General features: G+C 70.5%; 23 protein-coding genes. 12 read left to right on the top strand and 11 right to left on the bottom strand.

Features of this window, described 5'->3' with window-relative positions:
• The first annotated feature begins 128 nt into the window (after window positions 1-128).
• Genes ACH4U7_RS12185 through ACH4U7_RS12175 form a run of 3 tightly spaced genes read left to right on the top strand, consistent with a single transcriptional unit; the run spans window position 129 to window position 2,018 of the window.
• Complete coding sequence (locus tag ACH4U7_RS12185; RefSeq protein WP_398527863.1) at window positions 129-689, top strand: RNA polymerase sigma factor; 561 nt, start codon at window positions 129-131, stop codon at window positions 687-689.
• Window positions 686-994 carry a hypothetical protein gene (locus ACH4U7_RS12180; protein ID WP_398527862.1) on the top strand — a complete coding sequence of 103 codons (309 nt, stop codon included), beginning with the start codon at window positions 686-688 and terminating at the stop codon, window positions 992-994. The genes ACH4U7_RS12185 and ACH4U7_RS12180 overlap by 4 nt, the downstream gene beginning before the upstream one ends.
• A 52-nt stretch (window positions 995-1,046) precedes the next feature.
• Window positions 1,047-2,018, top strand: a complete 972-nt coding sequence (locus ACH4U7_RS12175; protein WP_398527861.1) for a WD40 repeat domain-containing protein — start codon at window positions 1,047-1,049, stop codon at window positions 2,016-2,018.
• A gap of 61 nt (window positions 2,019-2,079) precedes the next feature.
• Here ACH4U7_RS12175 and ACH4U7_RS12170 read toward each other — a convergent pair whose 3' ends face one another.
• Window positions 2,080-2,586: a MarR family winged helix-turn-helix transcriptional regulator gene (locus tag ACH4U7_RS12170; RefSeq protein WP_398527860.1), complete on the bottom strand. Its 507-nt coding sequence runs from the start codon at window positions 2,584-2,586 to the stop codon at window positions 2,080-2,082.
• A 92-nt stretch (window positions 2,587-2,678) separates the two neighbouring features.
• Between ACH4U7_RS12170 and ribA the strand changes: the two genes are divergently transcribed.
• Window positions 2,679-3,320 (top strand): GTP cyclohydrolase II, encoded by a 642-nt coding sequence (gene ribA / locus ACH4U7_RS12165; protein ID WP_398527859.1) that lies wholly within the window; start codon window positions 2,679-2,681, stop codon window positions 3,318-3,320.
• A gap of 18 nt (window positions 3,321-3,338) precedes the next feature.
• Here the strand turns inward: ribA and ACH4U7_RS12160 are convergent, their stop codons facing one another.
• Window positions 3,339-3,797 carry a MarR family winged helix-turn-helix transcriptional regulator gene (locus tag ACH4U7_RS12160; protein ID WP_398527858.1) on the bottom strand — a complete coding sequence of 153 codons (459 nt, stop codon included), beginning with the start codon at window positions 3,795-3,797 and terminating at the stop codon, window positions 3,339-3,341.
• Between the two features lie 61 nt (window positions 3,798-3,858).
• On the opposite strand from ACH4U7_RS12160, the gene ACH4U7_RS12155 reads away from it, so the two are divergent.
• Window positions 3,859-4,770 carry an LLM class flavin-dependent oxidoreductase gene (locus tag ACH4U7_RS12155; protein ID WP_398527857.1) on the top strand — a complete coding sequence of 304 codons (912 nt, stop codon included), beginning with the start codon at window positions 3,859-3,861 and terminating at the stop codon, window positions 4,768-4,770.
• A gap of 67 nt (window positions 4,771-4,837) precedes the next feature.
• On the opposite strand, the gene ACH4U7_RS12150 is transcribed toward ACH4U7_RS12155, so the two are convergent.
• The gene (locus ACH4U7_RS12150; protein WP_398527856.1) at window positions 4,838-5,161 is read right to left on the bottom strand and encodes a helix-turn-helix domain-containing protein; all 324 of its coding nucleotides are present in this window, start codon (window positions 5,159-5,161) and stop codon (window positions 4,838-4,840) included.
• Between the two features lie 272 nt (window positions 5,162-5,433).
• Here ACH4U7_RS12150 and ACH4U7_RS12145 point away from each other — a divergent pair, with 272 nt between their 5' ends.
• Both ACH4U7_RS12145 and ACH4U7_RS12140 read left to right on the top strand, forming a co-directional pair.
• Window positions 5,434-7,323 (top strand): ATP-binding cassette domain-containing protein, encoded by a 1,890-nt coding sequence (locus ACH4U7_RS12145; protein WP_398527855.1) that lies wholly within the window; start codon window positions 5,434-5,436, stop codon window positions 7,321-7,323.
• A gap of 302 nt (window positions 7,324-7,625) precedes the next feature.
• A complete protein-coding gene (locus tag ACH4U7_RS12140; protein ID WP_398527854.1) occupies window positions 7,626-9,296 on the top strand; it encodes a SpoIIE family protein phosphatase in 1,671 nt (556 codons plus the stop codon).
• Window positions 9,297-9,331: 35 nt separating this feature from the next.
• Here the strand turns inward: ACH4U7_RS12140 and ACH4U7_RS12135 are convergent, their stop codons facing one another.
• From ACH4U7_RS12135 to ACH4U7_RS12110, 6 genes are all read right to left on the bottom strand, one after another.
• Complete coding sequence (locus ACH4U7_RS12135) at window positions 9,332-10,318, bottom strand: zinc-binding dehydrogenase (protein ID WP_398527853.1); 987 nt, start codon at window positions 10,316-10,318, stop codon at window positions 9,332-9,334.
• Window positions 10,315-11,523 (bottom strand): MFS transporter, encoded by a 1,209-nt coding sequence (locus ACH4U7_RS12130; RefSeq protein ID WP_398527852.1) that lies wholly within the window; start codon window positions 11,521-11,523, stop codon window positions 10,315-10,317. The genes ACH4U7_RS12135 and ACH4U7_RS12130 overlap by 4 nt, the downstream gene beginning before the upstream one ends.
• Before the next feature lie 13 nt (window positions 11,524-11,536).
• Complete coding sequence (locus ACH4U7_RS12125) at window positions 11,537-13,291, bottom strand: GMC oxidoreductase (RefSeq protein WP_398527851.1); 1,755 nt, start codon at window positions 13,289-13,291, stop codon at window positions 11,537-11,539.
• Window positions 13,288-14,700 (bottom strand): glycosyltransferase, encoded by a 1,413-nt coding sequence (locus ACH4U7_RS12120; protein WP_398527850.1) that lies wholly within the window; start codon window positions 14,698-14,700, stop codon window positions 13,288-13,290. Before ACH4U7_RS12120 ends, ACH4U7_RS12125 begins: the two co-directional genes overlap by 4 nt.
• Window positions 14,693-16,096 carry an alpha-amylase family glycosyl hydrolase gene (locus ACH4U7_RS12115; RefSeq protein WP_398527849.1) on the bottom strand — a complete coding sequence of 468 codons (1,404 nt, stop codon included), beginning with the start codon at window positions 16,094-16,096 and terminating at the stop codon, window positions 14,693-14,695. The genes ACH4U7_RS12120 and ACH4U7_RS12115 overlap by 8 nt, the downstream gene beginning before the upstream one ends.
• A 96-nt stretch (window positions 16,097-16,192) precedes the next feature.
• Window positions 16,193-17,107, bottom strand: a complete 915-nt coding sequence (locus tag ACH4U7_RS12110; RefSeq protein ID WP_398527848.1) for an NmrA family NAD(P)-binding protein — start codon at window positions 17,105-17,107, stop codon at window positions 16,193-16,195.
• Window positions 17,108-17,194: 87 nt separating this feature from the next.
• Here ACH4U7_RS12110 and ACH4U7_RS12105 point away from each other — a divergent pair, with 87 nt between their 5' ends.
• The 5 genes from ACH4U7_RS12105 (at window position 17,195) to ACH4U7_RS12085 (ending at window position 22,285) form a co-directional block, all read left to right on the top strand.
• Window positions 17,195-17,965 (top strand): TetR/AcrR family transcriptional regulator, encoded by a 771-nt coding sequence (locus ACH4U7_RS12105; protein WP_398527847.1) that lies wholly within the window; start codon window positions 17,195-17,197, stop codon window positions 17,963-17,965.
• 197 nt (window positions 17,966-18,162) lie between these two features.
• Window positions 18,163-19,104, top strand: a complete 942-nt coding sequence (locus ACH4U7_RS12100; RefSeq protein ID WP_398527996.1) for an ABC transporter ATP-binding protein — start codon at window positions 18,163-18,165, stop codon at window positions 19,102-19,104.
• Window positions 19,101-19,976, top strand: coding sequence for an ABC transporter permease (locus ACH4U7_RS12095; RefSeq protein ID WP_398527846.1), 876 nt, complete (start codon window positions 19,101-19,103; stop codon window positions 19,974-19,976). The genes ACH4U7_RS12100 and ACH4U7_RS12095 overlap by 4 nt, the downstream gene beginning before the upstream one ends.
• A gap of 48 nt (window positions 19,977-20,024) precedes the next feature.
• Window positions 20,025-20,729, top strand: a complete 705-nt coding sequence (locus ACH4U7_RS12090) for a response regulator transcription factor (protein ID WP_398527845.1) — start codon at window positions 20,025-20,027, stop codon at window positions 20,727-20,729.
• Window positions 20,726-22,285 carry an ATP-binding protein gene (locus ACH4U7_RS12085; RefSeq protein WP_398527844.1) on the top strand — a complete coding sequence of 520 codons (1,560 nt, stop codon included), beginning with the start codon at window positions 20,726-20,728 and terminating at the stop codon, window positions 22,283-22,285. The genes ACH4U7_RS12090 and ACH4U7_RS12085 overlap by 4 nt, the downstream gene beginning before the upstream one ends.
• A 29-nt stretch (window positions 22,286-22,314) precedes the next feature.
• Here ACH4U7_RS12085 and ACH4U7_RS12080 read toward each other — a convergent pair whose 3' ends face one another.
• Both ACH4U7_RS12080 and abc-f read right to left on the bottom strand, forming a co-directional pair.
• Window positions 22,315-23,994 carry an ABC-F family ATP-binding cassette domain-containing protein gene (locus ACH4U7_RS12080; RefSeq protein WP_398527843.1) on the bottom strand — a complete coding sequence of 560 codons (1,680 nt, stop codon included), beginning with the start codon at window positions 23,992-23,994 and terminating at the stop codon, window positions 22,315-22,317.
• Between the two features lie 82 nt (window positions 23,995-24,076).
• A complete protein-coding gene (gene abc-f, locus ACH4U7_RS12075; protein WP_398527842.1) occupies window positions 24,077-25,711 on the bottom strand; it encodes a ribosomal protection-like ABC-F family protein in 1,635 nt (544 codons plus the stop codon).
• Window positions 25,712-25,925: the final 214 nt, after the last annotated feature.

The following is a 25,925-nucleotide window of genomic DNA, read 5'->3' as shown; positions in this document are numbered from 1 at the left end:
CTTATTCCTGCACCGACAAACGTCGGGCCAGGATGTGGAGGTTGTCGTGGTCGTTGGTATCGGTATAGCCGTTGGTGTGGTGCTGCTCTGCACCTGCATGTTCGTCATGAAGCGCAAGCGAGGTGGGCGTGGCTGACTCGGCTTGGCCCAGCGAACAGCTGGTCGTCGCCGCGCAGCGCGGTGATGTCGACTCAATCACCGCGCTGGTGTCGGGCTCACACCCGAATGTGCAGCGCTTCGCCCACTCCCTGTGCGCGACCCCGGAGGACGCCGAGGACGCGGCGCAGGAAGCCTTGATCATCCTGTATCGCAAGATTGGGATGCTACGAGCCTCCGGCGCGCTGGCGTCGTGGATGTTCCGCATCGTCCGCAACGAGTGTCTACGGCGCGCACGGACGATGATGCGGGGCCACCCGCCGTTGCCGGACACTGCCGTGGACTCGGCCGAGGACGAGGCGCTGCGGCGCCTGGACGCGAGCAGGGTGGCGGCGGCGGTCGCCGCGCTGCCGGCCGATCAGCGCCGGGTGCTGATCATGCGAGACGTGCAGGGCCACAGCGGACGGATGGTGGCCGATGCGCTGGGCCTCAGTACGGCGGCGATGAAATCGCGTCTGCACCGGGCCCGCGCGGCCGTTCGGCACACGCTCCGTGACGCCACACCCGACTCACCTCCCGGAGGGACACCATGACCGGAACGAAGGCCGACGATCCCGGCTTCGCAAGCGCCTCCCTGCCCCGCCACCTGGTGCGCGGCGCGGTAGGATTCGGCGCGCTGATCGGCTCGGTCGCGCTCATACCGGCCGTCGGGCCGGTCAGTCTGGTGCTGCTGCCAGCCGGTCTGTTCGCATTGCGCGGGTGTCCGATGTGCTGGGCGGTCGGGCTGATGCAGACCATTTCCCGGGGCCGTTGGGAGCGCTCCTGCGAGGACGGCCGGTGCACACTGACCGTCGCGGACCGCGGGAAGCGCCACAGCGAATCGGTCGCCGCCCCCTAGCCAGGCGGTCCTCGCCAACCGGCCTGTCGCACGCGCCAATTATCCTGCCGGGATGTCTGACGAACGTTTGATTCTGAGCAGCGTGGCGCCCGGCGGCCCGGTCCACGGCCTTGCCGTCGTCGATGTGGACGGGGAGCCATTGGTGGTGTGCACCGGCTTCTACAAGCTGTGGACGTGGGCTCCGCTGCGGGACGAATGGCTGGAGCGGCCATTGACGTCCGCCTTCGCCGCCGAGCACCCGGATGCCGAGAACGATATCGACTCGGTTGCCGTGGCCGTTTCCGACGGGCGCGTGGTGCTGGCCGCCGGCGGTGATGAGCAGGGAGTGTCCGTCTGGGACCTGTTCAGCGGCGAGTTGCTGCGCGGGAATACCTACAACGGGCCCTATATCGCGTCGATCGCCACGGTGAAGGACGAGGAACCACCGCTGTTCGCGGCAAGTAGTGGGATCCACTGGGACGGAGTCCAGCTGTGGGGACTCGGCGAGGAGCCGCCGATCGAGCTGGAGGCCGGCTCCGTCTGGGGTCTCGCCACCGCACGGATCGACGGCCGCTCGCTGGTCGCCGGGGGCGGGGAAGAGGGGGTGACGGTATGGGATGCCGCGAATGGTGAGGAGGTCGCGTCGTTCTACGTGGACGACGAGCAGCGGTCATACGCTGTCAGTTTTTCCGAGGTCGACGGCCGTCCTGTCGTCGTGGCGGGCACGGACGCGGGGAAGGTGTACGTGTTCGACCTGGCCGCGAGCGAGGACGACGATCCGATCCACGAACCGGCCACCGGCCATGAGGGCGGGATCAATGCCTTGGACACCGCCATGGTCGGCGACCGGCCGGTCGCGGTGACCGGTGGCGAGGACGGGACGGTACGGATCTGGTACCTCGCCGGCGGTCGCCCCGTCGGGCCGCCGCTGACCGGCCACGATGCGCGCGTCGAAGCCGTGGCGGTCACCACGTTGCGGGATCGCCCGGTCGCCCTGACCGCCGGCCGGGACGGCACCGTACGCGTCTGGGACCTGGCTCTCTGACGATCCCGCCCGTACGGCGGCATGGCCTCGGACCCTCGCCGGGTATCGAGCCGACAGCCACTTAACCGCCGAGGTCGGCAGCGGCCTCGGCGTCGGGGCCCGAGCACACGGGTCCGGTGGTCATGCGGCGGCTCGCCTCGCCGAGGCCGTCGGCGAGGGCCCGTACCTGGTCGGGGGTGAGCACGTCGATGAGCAGTTCCCTGACCATGGCGACGTGGCCGGGCGCGGCCCGTTCCAGCAGGCCCACGCCGTCGTCGGTGAGCACGGCATAGACCGCGCGTTCATCACTCGGACAGGACCGCCGACGCACCAGCCCGGCCTTCTCCAGCTGCCCGATCTGATAGGTCAGCCCGCTCTTGGAGTTCACCAGGGCGCAGGCCAGCTCGGCCATCCGCAGCTCCCGGTCCGGGGCGTCGCTGAGCCGGGCGAGGATCTCGTACTGCAGCCCGGACAGGCCGAAATCCCGCTTGAGCCGCTGCTCCAGCCGTCGGTAGAGCAGCGCGTGGGTGTTGGTGAACGCCTTCCAGGCGTGCATCTCGTCCTCATTCAGCCATCGCGTATGACCCATGTCACCACTCCCCCTGTTGTTCAAATTGGAACAGCAGCATATCTTCAGTGTCGCGTTCAAATTTAAACCACCCAGACGCCACCGGAGACACCATGACCACCAGCACCCCCGCCGCCACCGTGCGCACCCGGGTCCGCATCCCACTGCGCTTCTCCGACGGCTACCAGGTGACCGCCGAAGCGATCACCTTCAACGGGCTGACCGACGGCGCCGAGCACGTCGCCCTGATCCTGGGCAACCCCGACACCGCCGCCACCCCGCTGGTGCGTCTGCACTCCGAATGCCTCACCGGTGATGTCTTCGGCTCCGCCCGCTGCGACTGCGGCCCCCAGCTGCGCGAGGCCACTGAACGCATCGCCACGGCTGGAGGCGTTCTGCTCTATCTGCGCCAGGAGGGCCGGGGCATCGGCCTCTACAACAAGCTCGACGCCTACGCCCTCCAGGACCAGGGCCTGGACACCTACGAGGCCAACCTCGCCCTCGGCCTGCCCGAGGACGCCCGCGACTACACGGCCGCCGCCCAGATGCTCACCGCCCTCGGCATCACCGAGCTGGACCTGCTCACCAACAACCCCGACAAGGCACAACAGCTGACCGACCTCGGCGTCACGGTCGCCCGGACCGTCCCCACCGGCGTACACACCACACCCAGCAACCTTCGCTATCTGCACGCCAAGGTCCAGCACACCCACCACACCATCGCCCTCGCCCCCGTACCGTGCCTGGCCGGCTGAGCCCCTCGGCGCTGACGGCTAGCTCGGAGTTCTGACCACGAGCGCGCGCAGCGCCTTCACCAGTCGCGCCGCTTCCTCCTCGCCCAGCGGGGCAAGAAACTCGCGCTCCGCCGCCTCGCGGGCCTCCTCCGCATCGGCCCGCACCCGTATGCCCCGCTCCGTCAGCTCGACCACGTTGCGGCGGCGGTCCTCCTCGCTGCGGCGCCGCTCCACCAGGCCCTTGTTCTCCAGCGCGTCGATGAGCGCGACCATCGTCGTACGGTCCACACCCAGCCGCCGTGCGGCCTCCAGCTGTGACAGCGGACGGCCCGCCGCCAGCACGGCGAGCACCGCCAACTCCCGGGCGTCCAGCTCGAACCGGGCCAGCGCGGGTCCGGCGTGCTCGGACAGCCGTAGTTGCGCGTGCTTGAGCAGGTAGCCGAGCCGAGCGCCGAGCAGTTCCTCGACCGCGGCACCGTCCTCGTTGTTCTCCGCCATTCCGACATCGTACCCATCACCTGATAGTCAGCAGCGCTGACGATCGTCTATGGTGACGGTCATGGCGATTGACGCACCTCAGTGTGGACTCCGTTTCGGCGTCAAAACGACGCCCATGCACCTCGGCTACGACGAGATCCTTCGCGTCTGGGAGGAGGCCGACCAACTGCCCGAACTCGACGACGCCTGGCTGTGGGACCATCTGATGCCGCTGGCCGGACCGCCCGGCGGCGCCGTTCTGGAGGGCTGGACGCTGCTGGCCGCACTGGCCGCCCGTACCAGCCGACTCCGCCTCGGCCTGCTCGTCACCAGCAACAGGCTGCGCGCCCCCGCCCACCTCGGAAAGATCGCCACCACCGTGGATGTGATCTCCCAAGGGCGCCTGATCATGGGCCTGGGCGTCGGCGGCACCCGACAGCCCGTCGGCCCCAACCCGGCCGTCGCCGAGTACGCCGCCTACGGCCTCCCGCTCCCGACTCCCGGCGAGGGCCTGGCCCGCCTCACCGAGACGATCACCATCCTGCGCCGTATGTGGAGCGAGGAGGTCTTCGACCACGACGGCCCCTTCACCACCCTGCGCGCCACCCGCAACGGCCCCGGCCCGGTGCAGCCCGGCGGCCCGCCGCTGCTGCTCGGCGGCTGGGGCGATCGCATGCTGCGCATCATCGCCGAGCACGCCGACATCTGGAACGTCCCCGGCCCGCCGCACAACGCCACCGACTGGATCGCCGAGCGCGCCCGCGTCCTGGACGCGCACTGCGAAGCGATCGGCCGCGACCCCGCCGAGATCACCCGCTCCGCGCAGATCATCGTGGACTACACCGACCCCGCCGCCACCCGCGGCCACGTCCACGCCCTCGCCGCCGCCGGCATCCGGCACATCGTGCTGGCACTGCCCCGCCCCTATCCGGACAAGGCCGCCCGCTGGCTCGTGGACGAGATCATCACCCCCGTGCGGGAGAAAGGCGCCTGAGAGTGACGCTCGTCGGCGCCGGCGAGGGCGTATGTGCCGTCGGCGCACATGCCGGGCCCGACCGGCTTCAGGGGCGGGCACCCTGCCATTCCGCACCCTGCCATTCCAGGGCGATGATCACGGCGGCGGCGTCGTAGGGCCGCTGTACGTCGAGGCCGGTGTACTTCTCGAACGTGTTCAGCCGGTTCAGCACGGTGTTGCGGTGGCACTCCAGCAACCGTCCCGTATCGCCCAGGCTTCCGGTGTCCAGGTAGGTGGCGACGGTTTCCAGGATCTTCCGCCGTTCCAGATCCGTGCACTTCTCCAGGTACGGGAAGACGATCTGCCCCAGATCGCATCCGACCCCGGCCAGGAGGTGCCGGGTCACCGAGCGCCAGCGGTCCGACAGCATGGCAACGCCCGAACTGTCGGCTGTCGTAGCCGCCCGCCATCCGTGACCATCCCTGAACCCTCATAGGTCACACACGTCACAGCCATCGGCGTTTCGGCCAAGCCCGACCGCACCGGAACCCGTACGCCACTGCGACCAGGCGTTCGACGCCCCCGAAATTCCGGGCTCCGCGCTTCGTCCAAAATCGAGCGCGTTCGATTCGCTCCCTCGCTCGTTGAGCCTGGCACCGCCGGACCACCCAGGTGCGGTGCCGACCTTCGAGGAGGACGCAGGTGACCGTGACCAACGCCTCGGCCGCAAGCTCCACCGCACCGCCCCCTCCACCGCCCGCCGCCATCAGCTTCGAGGGGAAGCACGGCAAGAACCCGCTGGAAGAGGCCAGTTTCACAAAGATGTGCGCGCGGCTCCCCTCCGTGCTCTCGCACACCGCGCGCATCGCCTGGACCGTCGACCGCCCCGCCCTCGTGCTCCTCCTCGCCTGCCAGATCCTCACCGGTGCCGCGGCCGCCTTCACCCTCGGGTTCACCGCGAAGGCCATGACGCACATCCTCGGCACCGGCGCGGTCTCCGAACGTCTGCACGCCGCCCTGCCCGCCCTCGTCGTCGTGGCGGCGGCCTCCGCTGTCGGCCGAATCGGCAGTGCCCTGTCCACGTACGCCGACGGCCGGATCACCCCCCGTCTGATGACCGAGGCGGATGTCGCCCTCGTCTCCGCCGTGTGCCGGGTCGAGGCCTCGGCGTACTCGGAGCCGGGGTTCGCCGACCGCCAGGAGGCCGCCGAGATCGGCGTCACCCGCACCAGGCTGATGGTCCAGGACGCCCAGCGCTTCATGGCCGCCCTGGTCCGTATCGCCGCCGCCGGTGGCGTCATCACCGTCCTCCACTGGCTCATGCTCCCCCTGTTGCTCCTCGCCGTGCTCCCCGCCGGTCTGGGCGCCGTCCTGTCGGCGCGCGTCGACTACGAAACCCACTACGCCAACGTCGGCGACCGCAACGTACGCGGCATGATGCGCTGGTGGGCCACCTACTCCCGGTACGGCGACGAGGTGCGCGCCAACGGCATGACCGGCTATCTCGTCTACTGGTACCGCGCCTTGTCCGAGCGCATCGACCAGCGCACCGTGACCGCCGCACCCCGCACCCTCCGTATCGTCCTGGCGACCTCCGCCCTCGGCGGCCTGTTCCTCCTGGGCACCTGGGGTGCGCTCGCCTGGCTGGCCACCACCGGCCGGGTCGCCCTGCCCGTCGCGGCCACCGCGGTCGTCGCCGTCCAGACCGCGCTCGCCGCGCTCTCCCAGCTCGTCATCCACGGCGCCGCGATGTTCCACACCTCGCTCTACCTCGCCGACATGAGGTCGTTCCTCGACATGGCGGCCGACCGCGCCCCCAGGCGCGGGGAGCTGACCATCCCGGACCACGTGGCGGAGATCCGTCTCGACGAGGTCGTCTACCAGTTCCCCGGCAAGGACGAACCCGCCGTCGACGGCGTCTCCCTCACCCTGCGCCGCGGCGAGATCCTGGCGATCGTGGGTGAGAACGGCTCGGGCAAGTCCACACTGACCAAGCTCATCACCGGAATTCTCCTCCCCGACAAGGGCCGCGTCCTGTGGGACGGAACCGACCTGGCCCAGGCCCAGCCCGACGCGGTCTGGGCACGGACATCGCTCGTCCCCCAGAACTTCGCCTGCTGGCCCCTGCGCACCCGCGAGAACATCACCCTCGGCCAGCCCAAGACCTACGACGACGCCCCGGTGTGGGCGGCCGTCGACGCCGTCGGCATGCGCGGGGCGATCGAGAAGCTGCCCAGGCAGCTGGACACCCTGCTCGCCCGCGAACTCTACGGCGGCGCCGAGTTGTCCGGGGGACAGTGGCAGCGGCTCGCCTGCGGTCGAGCTCTGTACCGCCAAACCCCGCTGCTGATCCTGGACGAACCGACATCGCAGATGGACCCGCGTGGCGAGCATCAGATCTTTCTGGAAGTCAAACGCATCGCCGCTGAGCGCATGACCATCGTGGTGACGCATCAGCTTGAGAACACCCGGCTCGCCGACAGGATCGTCGTGATGCGGAACGGCCGGATCATCGAGCAGGGCCGGTACGACGATCTCGTGACCGCCGACGGCCTCTTCGCCGAGCTCGTCGCCCTGGCCAAGGACCGGTAGACCGATGCGCCGCGCCGGGAGGACTCGTATGAACGCCCTGATCATCCGCTGGAAGCGGATCACTCCTGTGGGTGACCACATTATGACGATTCAGGCGATACGGTCTTGCGGGAAGATCCGGACCAGCTGCCGGACCCCGCGGCCCGCCGCCGTTCCCTCGTCGTCACTCGGGCCCGCCCGGCGCCCGGCACTACGTCAAGGGGGCCTCGTTGCTGCCTGAGGCATCACCATGCGCTCCGAACAGCGTCGCTCTCGATCGGCGGGACACGGCCGTCGCGCAGGCGGAAGCCGATGCGGCCAGAGTGACATTCCTCCGGGAGACGATCAGCCGTATCGGCACCACCCTGGACCTCGGCCACACGGCCCGCGTACTGGTCACCTCGGCCGTACCGCGGTTCGCCGACTTCGCCTCCGTCCATCTGCACGACCACGTAACCGCCCAGGACGACGCCTCCGTTCCGCAGCAGCCGCCGGGCTCCGTCGTGATGCACCGCGTGGCGAGCGCGCACACCGACGACCCCGGCGCCGAAGAACTCCACGAGGAGCGGACCTTCGTCTACCAGGCCGACACGGCCATGGCCCGGTTTCTCGCGCTCGTCGAACCCATCCTCATCCCCCGGGTCGACCAGGACACCCTGCGCCAGCTGCCGCAGGAGCTCGACAGCCCGGCCGCCCGGTCGGTGCTCTCCGGCTCGTCCGTCATGCTGGTGCCGCTGACCGTACGGGGCCTGATCCTCGGCTTCATGGTGTTCGGGCGGAAACCGGAGCGGCTCGCCTTCAGCCCGGTGGACCTGGGCGCCTGCCAGGAGATGGCCGAGCAGGCGGCCCTGTCTCTGGACAACGCCCGCCTCTACAGCCATGAGGCCAGAACGTCCGCCGTGCTGCAGCGCAGCCTTCTGCCCACGCGGCCACCCCGTCTGCCCAGCGTGGAGATCGCCTACCGCTACCACCCGTGCAGCCGCACCACACAGGTCGGTGGCGACTGGCTGGACGTGATCCCGCTGCCCCGCCACCGGGTCGGCCTCGTCATCGGCGATGTGGCGGGCCACGGACTGCACGCCGCCGTGGCGATGGGCCAACTGCGCACCGCCGTCAGGACCCTCGCCACCATGGACCTTCCGCCCGCACAGCTGTTGGCCCACCTCGATCAGCTGGCGCAACACCTCGGCCACGTCCCCCTGACCACCTGCCTGTACGCCATCTACGACCCCATCGCGGGCCGAGCCGCCTTCGCCAGCGCCGGCCATCTGCCGCCCGTCCTGCTGCGCCCCGACGGCACGGACGAACTTCTCGAGATTCCCGTCGGCGCGCCGATCGGTGTGGGGAGCACCGCCTTCGACACGCTGGATGTGTCCATCGACTCCGGCAGCCTTCTCGTCCTTTACACCGACGGCCTGGTGGAGGCGCGCGGACACGACATCGAGGAAGGGCTCCTCGCCGTGCGCTGCGGCCTCACCGCGACCCACCCGTCGCTGGACGAGGCGTGCGAGTCCCTGCTCCGGCAGCAGCACCCCATCGGCGATCACGACGACATCGCCGTCCTCATGGCCCGCCTGCAGAGCATCCCCGACGACAAGGTGGTCACCTGGCGCTTTCCGCCGCAGCCCCAACAGGTGAGCCTCGCCCGGCGCCGGGTGCGCGACACCCTCGCCGCATGGGGTCTGGGCCCGCTCTGTGACACCACCGAACTCCTCGCCGGTGAACTACTCACCAACGCCATCCGCCACACCACCCATCCGGTCGGCCTGCGCCTGGTCCACACCGACACACTCCTGTGTGAAGTCACCGGCGACCAGCAGATCACGCCCATGCTCCCGCACACCCCCGGCACTCAGGCGTCCCACTGCGCCATCACCCTGCTCCAGAAGCTCGCCACGCGATGGGGCTGCTCCGACACCTCCACCGGCAGAGCCGTCTGGTTCGAAAGCAACCTGCCCGCCCCGGCGTCCCGCGCGACCGCGCGTCGGCTCTGACGCCCGAGCCTGACGCCGCTACGGAACGGGCGGCGTCAGGCTCGGGCGGAAGGGGCGGGTTCGATGACGGCCTTGATGAACCCATCGGGCCTGCGGACCGCGTCCCGGAACGCGGCGGAAATCTCGTGCAGCGGGTAGCGATGTGTCAGGAGGCCCGAGGGATCCAGTTGGCCCGAGTCGACCAGGGCGATCGCGGTGCACATGCCGCCCAGGATCGTGGGGAGATCGCGGAAGTGTGCGTTGGCGATCCGGAACGCCCGCTCGTTCCAGTGCGCGAGGTCGACCGTCCGGGGCTCCCCTTGGTGGTATCCGACGATCGCGATCGTGCCACTGGTGCGGGTGACCTGGCCCGCGAGGGTGAGGGCGTCCTGGGCGCCGGTGGCCTCGTACGTCACGTCCGCGCCACCGGCCTCGGTGTCCGCCGCGACGACAGCGGCGAGCGATTCGGTGCGCAGATCCACCACCCGTGTCGCGCCCTGCTCGGCGCAGCGGGCCAGGGCGGTGGGACGGCGGCCCGCCACGATGACCGATCGCGCGCCCTTGAGGACCGAGAGACGTTGGATGAGCAGGGCCATGAAGCCGGTTCCGATGATCACCACATCGGCCCCCACCCTCGGAGCGGCGAGTTCGACGGCGTTGACGCAGCACGACAGCGGCTCCGCCACGGCCGGAAAGACGCGGCCGGGGCGGACGGGTAGGGCGTGACGCTTCTCGATGACCATGAATTCGGTGAATCCGCCGCCGGGCACCCACGCCACCACGTGATCGCCGACGCTCAGCGGACCTCCCTCATCGCCCGGCGCGATCTCCTCGACCACACCGGCGACTTCATGACCTATCTCGACCGGATAGCGGCCTGATCTGCCGAGCCACTGATCGGCCTCCGACGCACACAGACCGCACTGGGTGACCCGGATCAGGGCCTGGCCGGTACGGACCGGCTCAAGCCGCCTGCGAATGAGGTCGACCCGGCCGGGACCGGTCAACAGGGCCTGGGTGGTTGAGATGGTCGACGCCTTCACGGGACCACCTGCCGCTCCTGTGCACGTACGGGCGCCACCGAGCAGGTGACCGGGGCCAGCCCGGCGATGATCGCCGCCGCGACCACCAGCAGGCCGAGGGCGGTCGGCAGCCCGACGAGGGTCGACAGACCGCCGATGATCGGGGAGACCAGCAGCCAGCCGAGGTTTCCGGCGAAGCCGACATGGCCCATCACCCGGGCCGAGTCGGGCAGCGCGCCCGCGGCGGTGAACGCGCCGGGGAAGACCGCGCTGATCCCGGCACCCGCGACGACGAGCGCCGCCAAGGTGACCCCGGGCTGTCCGAGCAGCAGGGCGACGGTCAGCGCGGCCGCACAGCACAAGGTGCCGATCCGGATGAGGCGTACCCACCCGAGGCGATCGACCAGCCAGTCGTTGAACAGCCGGGTGACGACCGATCCCGCCGAGAAGGCCGCGTACCCGGCCGCGGCCATCGCGGCGTCCGCCCCCACATGGCGCAGATACACACCGCTCCACGACGCGGGGGCGTCCTCCACCAGAGCGGCGAGGAAGGTCATCAGCGCGAGCAGCGGCACGGTCAGCCGCCCCTTCGGACCCTGGCCGGCCGGTTCCGCCGATCCGTCCGCCGCCGTGGCCTGGTCGCTCGGCGGTGTCCGCGTCGCATGTTCCACATCCGGCTGGAGCCCGCAGGCCGCCACCCCCGACACGACGGCGAGCAGGACGGCCATGGACACGAACTGCGCCGTCAGCGGCATGTTGAGGGACGCCGTGGCGACTCCGGCCAGGCCGCCCGCGACGGCGCCGATGCTGCGGATGGCGTGCATGGAGTTGAGCACCGCGCGTCCGTACTGCTGCTGCACGGAGACCGCCTGGGCGTTCATCGCCACCGACGTACATCCGTCGGCGGCGCCGAGCAGCAGCAGCACGGCCATCAGCGACCACGCGGACTGCGCGGTCGGGACGAGGCCGAGCGGCAGGCACAGCACCACGGGGGCCAGCGCGCTCACCGTACGGCTGCCGCAGCGCCGCACCAGCAGCCCGCCCGCCTGGCTGCCGGCCAGCGCGCCCAGCCCCGGGCCTGCCAGCACCAGGCCCAACACGCCTGCGGACAACATGAGTTCATCCTGTACGGCGGGTACTCGGGCGGCCCAGGAGGCGAAGATCGCACCATGGACGAAGAAGATCGCCGACACCGCTGTCCGTGCCCGCCGCAGCGGCGTGGGCATGCGACCGCCTCCCTCACGCACCGGACCGCTCCGTTTCCCGCCTCGGCTCCGGCACCGCCCGTCCTCGGGGGACGGTGTGCCGCAGATGATCGGCGAGGCGGAGCGTCAGCGCGACTCCCGGCAGCACCGGGCCGGCCGAGTCGAGTGCGGGGAAGACCGCCGGACCGGCGGCATACAGGTTCTGTGTGGCGTGGATCCGCCCGTCGGCGTCGGTGTGCGCATCGCGGGGATCATCACCCATGCGTAGGGTGCCCATCTCATGGTGGCCGCAGCCAAGGGGTTCCCGCCGCTCCGCCGGTTCCAGCAGGGCCGTCGACCGACCGTCGGCGACGGATACGAACCGCCCCGAGCGCAACACCTCGACGGGGCCGTCACCGACCAGAGTTCGCACGGCGGCATCGGCCGAACGATCCATGGCATCCCAGGTCCGCCGATCCGCCGACCCGGGCGACAGCCGCGCATACGCGAGGCGGGCGCCGTACCGATCCCGTTCGTCGAGCAGACTCACCTCGCCGGTGCCGTCCGCTGCCATCTCCCCCACGCTGGCGAGGGTGACGACGAGATGCCTCGGCGGGATACGGAGCATCCGATCCAACGCCTCCACGTCGTATCTGGGCGTTTCAGTGTAGAGCCGCCGGGCGGCCTCCTCGGGCAACGACCCGACTCCATACGCGGTGATCTGGTGGTGAAAACGCGTATCGGGCCCCGACGGACGCCGACACGCGCCACGCATATGCAACGCGGCGGCGCCCCACTCCTGCCCGGGTCCCGGGTGGGGGTCGAAGGGGAAGGGAATGCGCACCGTGAGGTTGGAGCGCAGATGGGTGGTCAGGTGGTGCGCGCGGTGTGCGGTGTGCGGCAGGCCGTCGGCGCCGAGTACGAGCCGGGCGTTCTCGATGGTGCCCACCGCGAGGACGACCCGGGCGTGATCGGGCACCCGCAGCCTCCCGCGGCTGGTGTCGATCGCCGTGATCCTGCCACCACTCGCCTGGAGCCCGACGACATGGCAGTCGGTGAGCAGTTCCACGTCGCCGGTGCCGTCGCCGAGCCGTTCGGCCAGCAGCGGCGCCGCACTGAACCGCACCAGCCGCGGCGATCCCCCGTCCCCGTCCTCGACAGCGTCGATCGCCAAGGGCATGTTCAGCCGTGACACACAGCTGTACTGGTGGCTGCTACCGACGTCAGGTGCGTACGGCGGATCGGGGAGTTCGTGCGGCCGGAGCAGTCCCGGCAGATGGTTCCCGGCCAGCGCACCGAGCAGCCGCCCCCGCAGTCGGCGGTTGAGCTCGCCGTCGAAGTGCGGTGCCGTGCGCGGCAGGCCCAGCAGGTTCGCCGCGGCGGGCAGGTACCGGTCGGTGAGTTCGGCCCTCACGCGGGCCGGCCAGTGGTCCCTGATGCCGTCCTGGTCGAGCACCGGCCATACGCAGTAGGCGCCCCAGAACAAGGACCGTCCGCCGACCCCGTAGGCCAGGCCGTGGTACGGCAGAGGGGAACGCCACGGCACTCGCCATCGGCCGTTCCCCGCGGGCGGGGCATCGGCCACCGCTTCGGGCAGGGACGGCGGCGGCACGGTCTCCGTGGCCAACGGGGCGTTCTGCACATGCTCGGTCCGCTCCAGTCGGCCGGACTCCAGGAGCAGCGTGGGCACGCTGCCACCACCCCGGCCGAGCTGCCAGGCGAGAACCGAGCCGAATGTGCCCGCCCCGATGATGATGACTTCTGGTTCCTGACTAGGTGTCAGCCGGGCGCGAGCGCCGGGCGCGGTCACCGCCCCACCGCCGTGGGGGCGCCGCACAGGTCGAGATAGAGCGACGCGTGGTCGCGGAACTCGCGTTCCGCGAGATATCGCGGCGCGCAGTGGTCCTGTGCGGCCCGTCCCAGCCTGTCGCGCAGCGCCTCGTCGCCGAGCAGCCGCCCGACCTGCCGGCCGAACGCCGCGAGATCGGTGGGGTCGTCCACCAGAAGGCCGGTCACACCGTGGGTCACCTGGGCACGGATGCCTCCGACCGCGCTCGCCACCAGCGGGCGCCCCTTCCACATCGCCTCGGCCACCGCCAGCCCGAACCCTTCTTCCAGACTCTTTTGGACGACGACCGTCGCGTACCGCTGCAATGCGTTGACGATCAGGGCATTGGCCCGTAGTTCGGCGGTGTCGTCGGCGAGCCCCAGGCCGACGAGATGAACACGTCGGCGTACATCGGCCGGGAGCGCCGCGCGGTCCCTCAGGACCGCGTCGAACACGGCCATGTTCTCCGGGTCGTCTGCGACATCGGCCGGGTCGGGACCGGCCAGGATCAGATGCGCGCGGGTGGCGGGATCGATGTGGCGTATGAAGGAGGTCAGAGTGCCCGCCATGTCCTTCAGCGGGTCCCAGCGGGCCAGTTGCAGTACGGTCGGAGCGCCGGGCGGCACCGGCTCGTCCTGCCACACCGTGACGCGTCGGCCCGCGTATGCCGCGACCCCTTCCCCCAGGTTGGTGGGGCCGGGCGAGCCGAGCAGCCCGACGGTTGCCAGCACGCCGCGCGCCTCCGCGTCCTCCATGGGCCGGCACTTGTCCGACACGTCGTCGATGGCCGGTGCGATGATCGCCACCCGCTGCGGCTCGAGGCCCGGCGGAACGTAGTCCGGCAGGGAGAAGACGCAGCGCAGCGGCTCCTTCAGGAACGGCCCCAGGAAGGTCCAGGCGGCGGTCACCTCAGGGCCCGGGAACGAGGTGCCGATATGGCTCCGCCAGGCCACCCGCATGCCCGCCCGCCGCAGCGCCGGCGCCATCCCGAGAGTCTGCGGATCGTGCAGCAGTACGAGGTCGCCGGGGTTCATATGGGTAAGCGCCGTGGCGGCGGCTTCCCGTGTCGTGCGCTCGTACGCCGCGAACTCACCCTCGCCCAGCGGCCGTCCATGGCCGGGGCTGCCATGGAAGAGGTGATGCAACTGCTTGGTGATGCCGAAGAACTCCTGGTCCCCGTTCATGACCAGCCAGCGGGCGCGCATCCCCGCCTCCGCGTGCCGGGACATCGCGGAGCGCAGCAGCTCGGCGACCCCGCCACCGACCGCAGTGGTGTTGATGTGCCAGATGGTGCGGCCGTCGAGGGCGTCCAGCGCCGCCCCGACCACCCCGTCCCGGGTGGCCCGTGTGTCTCGTGGAGTCGGCACCTCTACGGTGGTGATCTCAGCCATCGATACACACCGCCGATCCGGCGAAGTCGAGGTCCACGGCGACGGCCCCGCGTCGATAGCGCCAGTGGTCGTCCTCGGCGGGCAGTGGTCTGTACGGTCCGGTGAGCCGCTTCTTGAGCGCGATGAGCCTGCGGGTCTCGTTCAGCACCGAGTCGGGGTCCGCCATCTGATCGGCGACGTTGCGCTCCGTGTCGCCGAGCGGCAGCCAGGGCTCCCCGGTGGTGAATCCGCCCAGGTGTCCCCGTTGCCACGGCATGGGCGTACGGCTGGCGTCGCGCGGCCACGGCGCCGAGTCACGCAGCCGCGCGACCGGGACGACGGTGTCCTCCATCCCGATCTCGTCGCCCTGGAACAGCACACATGCGCCCGGCAGGGTCAGCAGCATCGCCAGGGCGAGGCGGGTCTTACGGTCATCGCCGTCACACCATCTGGTGGGAAAGCGCGACAGGTCGTGGTTCGAGGCGAGCCACACGGGAGTGTCGCCGGGGCCCAGTGTCTCCAGCCAGGTCTCCGCGCACGAGCGCAGGGCGTCGGCGTCGAAGTCCGAGAAGAGAAACTGGAAGTACTGCGGCAGTTGCAGCTCGTCGCCCTTGCCGTAGTAGGCCACCAGGTCGACTGGTTCGGGCACCCAGGTGGCTCCCATCAGCAGCCGCGGGGGGTCATATCGGTCGGCTACGGCCCGCCATCGCCGTAAGACATCGTGGACTTCGGGCTGATGGGCGCTGTGGACCGGCCGCTGTCCGCGGTTGAGGTCCCACATGTGGTCGCCTTTGCGCGCGACGGGATTGTCACGCAGCTGACGGTCCTTCAATATCACATAGCAGGCGTCTATCCGGAAGCCTGCGACACCCTTGTCGAACCAGAAGGCGAGAATGTCATCAAACTCGGCCCGCACATCGTCGTTCCACCAATTCAGATCGGGCTGCTGCGGCAGATAGCTGTGCAGGTAGTAGGAGCCTTCGGCCTCGTCGTACGACCACGCCGGGATATGAAGTGAACTGACCCAGTTGTTGGGGCGATCGGCCCAGACATAGTAGGAACGCCTGGTGCGCGGGGATGTGAACCATGGGTGGTCGATGCTGGTGTGGTTGGGCACCAGGTCGAGCAGCACCCGGATGCCTCGGCTTTCGGCCTCCGCGATGAGCCGGTCGAAATCCTCCATGGTGCCGAGCGATGGCTCGATGGCCCGGTAGTGGGTGACGTCATAACCGTGGTCATGGTTGGAAGAAGCGGTCACCGGGGTGCACCAGATGGCGTCCACCCCGAGCCAGGAAAGGTAGTCCAGACGAGACACGATACCGGAAATGTCGCCCACGCCATCGCCGTCGGAGTCCGCGAATGAGCGTACGTACAACTGGTAGATCACCGCGTTCTGCCACCATTCCGGATCCCCCAACGTTCGACCTCCCGGGCGCGTGTCATGCTCCTGTCAGCTACCGCTTACCCCATGACACACACCCGCCGAACACCGGTTTCGGCCAGATCTCCGGAGTCAGGACGTGGTGAATTGGGCGCGAATGGCGGCGGCGCCGGATTCGGTGAGCCAGTCGGTGAGGGTGCGCAGTCCGGGGTGAATGACGCGTAGTGCGTCGATATCGGCGTGCCAGCGGTGACCGGCCTCCCAGCGCTTTTTGGTCTCGGCGATTTCCGGGCCGAGCGCGGCGGCCTCGCCGTCGGTGAGCTGTTCGTACCGGATCGGAGCGCCGGTGGCCTCGGCGATCGCGGCAGCGGCCTCGACCGGCGTCGGCTCGTCGCCGGCCAGTTCCAGGGTTCGGCCGGCGAATCGGGCCGGGTCCGCGAACGCGAGGGCGGCGAACTCGGCGATGTCCTCCAGCGCGATGATCTGCATGGGCTCGTGCGGCGGGAAGAGATGCCGGTGCACGCCGTGGGAAATGCCGTCGATGCCGATCGCCCCGACGGAGAGATAGTTGGTCATAAACCGGACCGGGCGCAGTACGGTGGGCAGCGCGATGTGGTCGCGCAGATACTCCTCGATCAGCGTTTTCCCCTCCCAACTCCACGATGCGGCCGGTGACGAGGCGACGGTGCTGAACACGATCTGCTCGATCCCCGCCGCGGCCGCCGCGTCGATCAGTGTCCGGCCGCGGGCCGCTTCGAGCTCCGTTTCGGGTCCGGTCGGTCCGTAGGACACGGGCGGTATGCCGAACACGGCGGAGGCGCCGTCGAGCGCGGGCCGCAGACTGGCCGGATCGTCGAAGTCGCCGCGCACCAGCTGGGCGCCCGCGGCAGCCAACTCGGCAGCGGCGGGGGCAGTCAGATCGCGCACCAGGGCTCGTACCGGCCGCCCTCCGGCGAGCAACCTCCGGGCGGTGGCGCCGCCTTGCTTACCTGTGGCGCCGGTGACGAGGATCGGGGAGTCGGGGTTGGCCGGTGTCTCGGTGGTCATGGTGGCCTTTCCGGAGAAGGTGGAGGATGCTGAACGTCATCCGGGATGCTCCACCCGTTTCAACCCCGCGGACAAGGATTTCGTGACATGACAGCAGCACCGGACACGAAAGCAGCACCGGGTGCGGCGCCCGCCGGGCGCGCCGATGCCCGCCGCAACCGAGCGCTCGTGCTGAGCACGGCGATGCGCGTATTCGCCGAGGAGGGTCTCGAGGTGTCACTCGGCCGGATCGCGCAGCGCGCCGGGGTCGGCGCCGGGACCGTCTACCGGCACTTCCCGACGAAGGAGATCCTGATCGAGGCGGTACTCGCCGAACACGTCGAGCGTTTGGTGACCGCCGCCGACCGGTGGGCCGCCCGCGCCGCGCCCGGTGACGCGTTGTTCGGGTTTCTGCTCGAAGTGGCCGAGAAGTCGATGGGCCGCCGCCACTTCTGCGATGCGCTCGCCGCCGACCAGGGCTGGCCGCGCGCCGTACTGGCCGCCGCGGGACAGCGGTTCCGCCAGGCACTGGGGCGCTTGCTATACGACGCGAAAGAGGCTGGCGCGGTACGCGCCGACGTACAGGCCGACGATCTGTCCGCGCTGGTCGCCGGCGGTGTCGCACTGCGTTCGGCACACCGGGACCCAGCACGTGGCACCTGGCTGGTGCGGACACTGCTCGACGGATTGCGTACCCAGCCCGTCACGAAAGCCGACCCCTTCCGTGACTCGTCCGCCCTCCCCCGTCACGAAACCACCGCCCTGAAGTACTGCGTGGAATGCGGTGCGACGCTGCGTGTCCACGCCACCGGACGGCCACCCCGCTACTGCGGCCCGACCTGCCGCCAGCGCGCCCATCGGCGCCGTCCCACCGTTTGACCCCGCCATCACTCTGTGAGTTTCTGTGAGTTGCCGCCGGGCCGGCCGCCGTGACCTGCTGGTTTCCGCCGGACGGGCCTCCCGGTTCCCATGGCGCACCCAGATTCGTGCACATCCGGCCCAGAAGCGCGGATCACTGTGAGGGGGTGCGCGCGGCGATCGCGCGCATCACGCACACCATCGGCTCCGGAGTCATGATGATCGAAGTCTGCGGACTCACCAAGCGCTACGGGGAGGTCCTGGCCGTCGACGATCTGACGTTCGACGTCCGCCCAGGGGAAGTGACCGGGTTCCTCGGTCCCAACGGTGCCGGGAAGTCGACCACACTGCGGATGATCCTGGGTCTGGACGCCGCCGGTTCGGGGACCGCCACGGTCGGCGGGCGCCCGTATTCCGCGCAGCCGGCGCCGCTCAAGGCCGTCGGTGCGCTGTTGGACGCGGGCGCGGTGCTGCCCAGCCGTACGGCCTACCATCATCTGCTGGCGCTGGCGGCCGGCAACGGGATTCCGCGTAGCCGGGTTGCGGCGGTGCTGGCGGAGGTCGGGCTTGAGAGCGTGGCTCGCCGCAGGACCGGGACGTTCTCGCTCGGCATGCGGCAGAGACTCGGCATCGCCGCGGCGCTGCTGGGTGATCCTCCGGCGCTCGTGTTCGACGAACCGCTCAACGGTCTCGATCCGGAGGGGATCGTCTGGATCCGCGGGCTCATGCGGCGGATGGCCGCCGAGGGGCGCGCCGTGCTGATGTCCAGCCATCTGATGAGCGAGATGGAGCTCACCGCCGACCACCTCATCGTCATCGGCCGCGGTCGGCTGATCGCGGACACCCCCATGAAGACGTTCATCGACGCGTACTCCGGCCGTGAGGTCCTGGTCCGCAGCCCGCAGACGGAATCGCTGCGCGGGATGCTGGCACCGGCGGAGGAGGTGCGCGCGGACGGCGTGAACGGCCTGATGGTGACCGGTCTGGACGCGGCCGAGATCGGCGCGCTGGCCGCGGCCGGCGGAGTGGAGTTGCACGAGCTGACGCCCCGGCAGCCGTCGCTGGAGCAGGCCTTCATGGATCTGACCCGCGATGCCCTCGAATATCACGCGGAGAACGCGAAGAACTCAGAGAACTCAGAGATGGGGACGAGCCGATGAGCGGGAGTGCCGCGGACACCTGGACGGCCGGAGCGAACGAGTTGACGCCGGACGCGCCGCGCGGGCGCCGGAAGCCTCCGGCACCGACGGGCCGGGCGACGTTCCCGCACTGCCTGCGCGCCGAGTGGATCAAGATCCGTACCATGCGGTCGACCGGCTTCGTCATCCTCGGCACCCTGGCGTTCTGTGTGGGGCTGGCCTCCCTCAACGGCACATCCGCCGGGGGCGACTACGCGAGCATGACGGCCACCGACCGGGCCGCCTTCGACCCGCTGGCCACCAGCCTGCGCGGTTATCTGGTGGCGCAGATCGCCCTCGGCCTGCTGGGCGGTCTGGTGATCACCTCCGAGTACGGTGCCCGCACGATCGTCAGCACGCTGACCGCCGTACCGCACCGGGCCCGGGTGCTGGCCGCCAAGGCCGCGGTCCTGATCGTGGTCGCGCTGCCGGTCGGACTGCTGGTGTCCCTCAGCGGCTTTCTCGTCGGGCAGGCGGCGCTGGCGGGTGCGGACGCCCCGCACCTCGGTCCGTCCGATCCTCAGGCGCTGCGCGGGATTTGGGGCGGTGGGCTCTATCTGACACTTGCCGCCCTGTTCGGGCTCGCGATCGGCACGGTGATCCGTAGTACGACGGCGACGGTGACGACCCTGTTCGGCACGATGCTGATCGTGCAGGCGTTCGCGCCGGCCCTGCCCGGTGCGGTCGGCGACTGGGTGGAGAAGTACTGGCCGTCCATCGCGGGCGGACAGATCATCACCGGCTACCGTGATCCGGCGCTGCTGGCTCCCTGGTCCGGGCTCGCCGTCATGGCGGGGTGTGTCGCGGTCCTGCTGACGGTGGCGTTCATCGTCTTCCGCAAGCGCGACGCATAGCGGGCCGGGAGAATGAACCAGCGGAACGATCGGGTGGGGACGGGACGGATGACGGCTTCGGAACGGCTACTGGTGGTGGAGGACGAGCCGACGGTGCGCGAACTGCTGTCAGCGAGCCTGCGGCTGGCCGGATTCGCCGTGGCGCCGGTCGCGACCGGCACGCAGGCGCTGGCCGCGGTGCGCGAGCAGCGTCCCGACTTGATCGTGCTGGATGTGATGCTGCCCGACTTCGACGGCTTCGAGGTCGTCCGCCGACTGCGCGGGCAGCATCCCACCGCGGCGGCAGGGCATCCGCCGGTGCTGTTCCTCACCGCCCGCGATGCGCCCGAGGACAGGATCAGCGGGCTCAGGGCGGGCGGTGACGACTACGTCACCAAACCGTTCAACCTGGAGGAGCTGGTTCTGCGCATCCGGGCCATTCTGCGCCGCACCAGTGGCCGACAGGCCGACGGCCGGCTGGTCGTCGGCAGTCTGGAGCTTGACCCCGACAGCCATCAGGTGACCCGGGACGGGCGCCCCGTGCCGCTCTCCCCGACCGAGTTCAGCCTGCTGCGCGTGCTGATGGAGAACGCCGGGCAGGTGCTGTCGAAGTCCCAGCTCCTGGAGTTGGTCTGGCAGTACGACTTCGGGGGCGACGACAGCATCGTCGCCTCCTACGTCAGCTATCTGCGGCGCAAGGTGGACCTGGACGAGCCGAAGATGATCCATACGGTGCGCGGCACCGGCTATGTGCTCCGCAGGCCCCGGCAGTGAACAAGAGCCCCCTGCGCGACAGCCGCTTCTCGTTACGCGGCCGGTTCTCGCTGCGCGGCAGGTTCTCGCTGCGCGGCAGGTTCTCGCTGCGCGGCCGGCTGCTGGCGATCTCTCTGCTGCTGCTCGTGGTCGCCCTGCTCGGCAGCAATGCCCTGGTCGTCACCCTGCTCCAGCGGGATCTGGTGCATCAGCTGGACGACCGGCTCCGCGCCGCCGCCACGGTCACCGCGCGCCTGACCGATCCGTCCGGCGCGGCGGGCGATCAGGCACCACAGCTGCGCTCCACCGTGGAGCAGCGCCTGACCGGTGACGTCTATCTCGCCGATCTCGGCTCGAACGGCCGCGTACGGCGGGTCATCCGGCCGGCCGCGCACAGCGCTCCCGAGCTGCCCCCGCTCGGCGCCGCGGCCGTCCGCGAACGCGACCTCCGCCCCTTCGAGGCCCCGGCCGTCGACGGCGACGAGTCGTGGCGGGTGATCGCCGTACCGCTCGACGCGACGGGGGGAGCGCGCACGGGGCCGAAGGCGCGGGCCACGGACGCCCACAGCATCGTCGTCGCAAGCTCGCTGGCCGAGGCCGACTCGACGATCACGCAGCTCGGCGCCCGGATGTTGGTGATCGACTCCCTGGTGCTCGCCCTGCTCGGCGTGGTCGGGTGGTTCGCCGTGCGCGGCGGGCTGCGTCCGCTGCGCCGTATCGAGACCACCGCGGCGGCCATCGCGGACGGCGACCTGTCCAGCCGGGTCCCTGAGCTGGCCGCCTCCCGTACCGAACTCGGCCGTCTGGCCGCGGCGCTCAACGGGATGCTGGACCGGATCGAGGCGAGTGACGCCGCGCGGGCCGCCGCCGCCGAGCTCATGCGCCGCTTTATCGCGGACGCCAGCCATGAGCTGCGTACCCCCCTCTTCGGCATCAAGGGGTTCACCGAGCTGTACCGGATGGGCGGCATGCCCGAACGCACCGATGTCGACGCCGCGATGAACCGCATCGAGCGGGAAGCGGCACGGCTGGTCCGGCTGGTCGAAGACCTGCTGCTGCTCGCCCGCCTCGACGAGCACGCCGCCGCCGCGGACCTCCCGCTCCGGCTCACCCCCATGGATCTGCGCACCCTGGCCGCCGACGCCCTGCACGACCTCCGCGCGCTCGATCCGCTCCGCCCCGTCACCCTCACCGGCCCCGGCGGCGGCCCGCCGGGTGGCGCGCCGGTGCTCGGCGACGAGGCGCGACTGCGGCAGGTGACCTCCAACCTCGTCGGCAACGCGGTGGCCCACACCCCACCCGGCACCCAGGTCCGGATCGGTGTCGGCGCCGAGGACGGCCTCGCGGTTCTGGAACTGCGGGACGAGGGTCCGGGGATGTCCCAGGAGCAGGCCGCCCGTGTCTTCGACCGCTTCTACCGCGCGGACGGCGCCCGCGGCCGCACCGAGAGCGGAGGCGCGGGTCTCGGCCTCGCGATCGTCGACTCCCTGGTGACGGCCCACCACGGCCGGGTGGAGGTCCGCACGGCCCCGGGCGAGGGCGCCACCTTCCGCGTTCTCCTTCCCCTGCACGGCTGAGCGCCCGAAGCAGCGGCCCGTAGTACGAGTCACCGTCGCCGGGCGAACCGGCCGACGGCGGCCGATCCGAACTCTCCGGCAACGTTTGGCGGCGCGCCGGAGTCCAGCCGGAGCTCCCGGCCCTGCCAGCGCTTTCTCAGCCACCGGTCGTGACTGGCCACGACGATCGCGCCGGGCCCGGACCCCAGGGCCTCCTCCAACTCGTCGCACAGCCGCGGCGAGAGATGGTTCGTGGGCTCGTCGAGCAGCAGCAGCGCGGGCGGGCGTGCGACCAGCAGTGCCAGCGCGAGGCGGCGCCGCTGACCGACCGACAGATGGCCGACCGCCTTGTCCAGGTCCGCCGTGTGCATCAGGCCCAGTGAGTCCAGCGGGACGACCTGCGCCCGTTCGGCGCCGAGGACAAGTTCATAGGTGTCCCGGACCGTACGCTCCGGCCGGTCGAATACGGTGTCCTGGGCCAGCAGCCCCACCGTCAGCCCGCGCCGCCGCCGCACCTCGCCCTGTACGGCGAGCCGCCCGGCGAGCACACCCAACAGCGTGGACTTCCCCGCCCCGTTACCGCCCGTGACGAGCAGCCGGTCCGTCGCCGCCACATCGAGACGCCCGACAGCCAGACGGCCCGGGACCCACGCGTCGCGCAGCGCCACCAGAGTGCCGTCCGCCGACTCCTTCGCGAGCGCGGTGTGCTGGAACCGCAGCGGCCGCGGCGGCGCGCCGACCTGTGTGCGCTCCAGTTCCTCCAGTCTGCGGGTGGCGTTGCGCACCCGGCGCGAGATCTGGTTCTGCACCCGGCCGGCGCGGTGGCCGTAGCCCATCTTCTCGTTGTCCCTGCGCCCGCGGTTCGGGGCGAGGGCGTGCGCGGTGACACCGGCCGTGTGCCGCAGCGCCTCGAGTTCCTGCTGCTCCTCGGCGTGGCGCCGCTCCCAGCGTTCCCGCTCGGCGTGCTTCTCCGACAGGTAGGCGCTGTAGTTGCCGCCGTAGCGGACCGGGCCGGCCACGGCCGGGTCGAGGTCGATCAGGTCGGTGCAGACGGCATCGAGAAAGGCCCGGTCATGGCTGGCCAGCAGCACAACGCCGGTCAGACCGCGTACCTCCTCCTCCAGGAAGGTGGCGGCGCCGTCGTCGAGGTGGTTGGTCGGCTCGTCCAGCAGTAGCGCTGAGGGCCGCTGGACCAGCAGGGCGGCCAGCGCGAGCCGGCCGCGCTGACCGCCGGAGAGCGACCCGAGGGCGCGGTCCTGTCCGACCGCGCCGAGGCCGAGCCCGTCGAGGACGAACGCGGCCCGCCGGTCGGCGTCCCACGCCTCACGCTCCTCGGCCCGCTCCAGCCGCCCGCCGTACGACTCCAGCAACGCCGCATAGCCGGGGGCATCCTGCGGCGTTCGGGCGAGCTCGTCGGAGAGGCGTTCCAGCGCTACGAGGTCTTCGCGCGCCTCGCGCAGGGCGTCGTCCATGACGTCGGCGATGGTCGCCACGGCGTCGAACGGCATCTCCTGCTGGAGGAAGCCCAGGTCGGCCGGGCGCTCGACCCGCCCGGCATCGGGTTCGTCCACCCCGGCGAGCAGGCGCAGCAAAGTCGACTTGCCGACGCCGTTTTCCCCGATCAGCCCGATGCGGTGTCCGGGGGAGGCGACGAGGGAGACGCCGTCGAGCACCCGTCTGCTGCCGAGGGTGCGGACGAGGTCATTGGCGAGCAGGGGTGATTGCAGCATGGTGGTTCCGTCCCAGGTGATGGTTGTTCGGCCCGCGGGGTGACACACCTCGACGCGGGCCCGGTCGGCGCGGGCCGACCCGCTACCGCTGGGGCGCTCCCGTCTCGGTGAGCTCGCCGTCGGCCAGCCGGAGCCACCGGTCGACGCCGATCTCCGCGAGGAACCGCTCGTCATGGCTGACCACCACGAAAGCCCCCTGGTAGGAGCCGAGGGCGCTCTCCAGCTGCGCCGCGCTCACCAGGTCCAAGTTGTTCGTCGGCTCGTCCAGGAGCAGCAGCTGGGGGGCCGGTTCGGCGCACAGGACACAGGCCAGGGTGGCGCGGAGCAGTTCGCCGCCGGAGAGGACAGCGACCGGCAGATGTGCCCGGGCGCCGCGGAAGAGGAAGCGGGCGAGCAGGTTCATCCGCTCGGCCTGTGGCCGCTGAGGGGCGAAGGCCGCGAAGTTCTCCGCGACCGTACGGCCGCGGTCCAGCACGTCCAGCCGCTGCGAGAGATAGGCGATCCGCCCGTCGGCGCGCTTGATCTCGCCGCTGTCCATCGTCAGGTCGCCGTTGATCAGCCGCAGCAGCGTGCTCTTGCCCGCTCCGTTGGTCCCGGTGAGCGCGATGCGTTCCGGCCCACGGATCGTCAGATCCACGCCCTTGCCGGCGAACACGGGCCGCTCGCCGTGGCGGACCTGCATGGCCTCGCCGAGGAAGAGGGTGCGCCCGGCGGGCACATCGGTGTCCGGCAGGTCCAGGGTGATGCGCTGTTCGTCGCGCAGCGCACGCCCCGCCTCGTCCACCCGGGACTTGGCCTCGCTGACCCGGGAGGCGTGCATCTGCCCCGCCCGCCCCGCGGACTCCTGGGCTCCGCGTTTCATGTTGCCGGCGAAGATACGTGGCAGTCCGGCGCTCTTGAGGTTGCGGGCGGCGTTACTGGCGCGGCGCTCGGCGCGTTCACGGGCCTGCTGCATCTCCCGCTTCTCCCGCTTGAGCTCCTGTTCGGCGTTGCGCAGGTTCTTCTCGGCGACGTCCTGCTCGGCCCGCACCGCCTCCTCGTACTCGGTGAAGTTGCCGCCGTAGAAACGCAGTTCATCGCTGCCGAGTTCGGCGATGCGCTCCATACGGTCGAGCAGGGCCCGGTCGTGGCTGACGAGCAGCAGACAGCCGTTGAAGTCCTCCAGCACGTCGTAGAGCTTGTGGCGCGCGTCGAGGTCGAGGTTGTTGGTGGGCTCGTCGAGCAGCAGCACATCGGGCCGCTTGAGCAGCTGGGCCGCGAGCCCGAGGGAGACCACCTGACCGCCGCTGAGCGTGCCGAGCCGCCGGTCCAGGGTGAGGTCGGTCAGGCCCAGGCGGTCGAGCTGGGCGCGGGTGCGCTCCTCGATGTCCCAGTCGTCGCCGATGGTCGTGAAGTGTTTCTCGTCGACGTCGCCGGACTCGACGGCGTCGATGGCCCGGATCACCGCGGCCACGCCCAGCACCTCGGCCACCGTGAGTTCGCCGGTGAGGGGGAGGCTCTGGGGCAGATAGCCGAGGGTGCCTTGCACCGAGACGGAGCCGGCGCCGGGCCGCAGCTCGCCGGCGATCAGCTTGACCAGGGTGCTCTTGCCGGAGCCGTTCGGAGCGACCAGCCCCGTACGGCCGGTGCCCACGGTCAGGGACAGGTCCTGGAAGACGGGTGTGTCGTCAGGCCAGGTGAAGGAGACGTTCGAGCAGACGATGGCAGCATCGGACATGGGGTGACCTCGTGCGATGTGAGAGGGGGAGGAAAGAGACCTCTGCCCCGGGCAGACAGGCAGACAGAAAAAGGGAACGACTGCGAGACCACATCAGCGGTGCTCCTGTGCACCAGCCGGTGGCCGCTCACATCCGGGGATCACCCGCAGATGTCGTCGTCACCCACCATGTCGACCGCTCCTCGATACACGAATACGTCCACGCCAGCATAAC

The sequence above is a fragment of the Streptomyces sp. NPDC020845 genome (assembly GCF_044334165.1).
In the GTDB taxonomy this organism is placed as follows: domain Bacteria; phylum Actinomycetota; class Actinomycetes; order Streptomycetales; family Streptomycetaceae; genus Streptomyces.
This window is presented reverse-complemented; position numbering and strand designations above follow the sequence as displayed.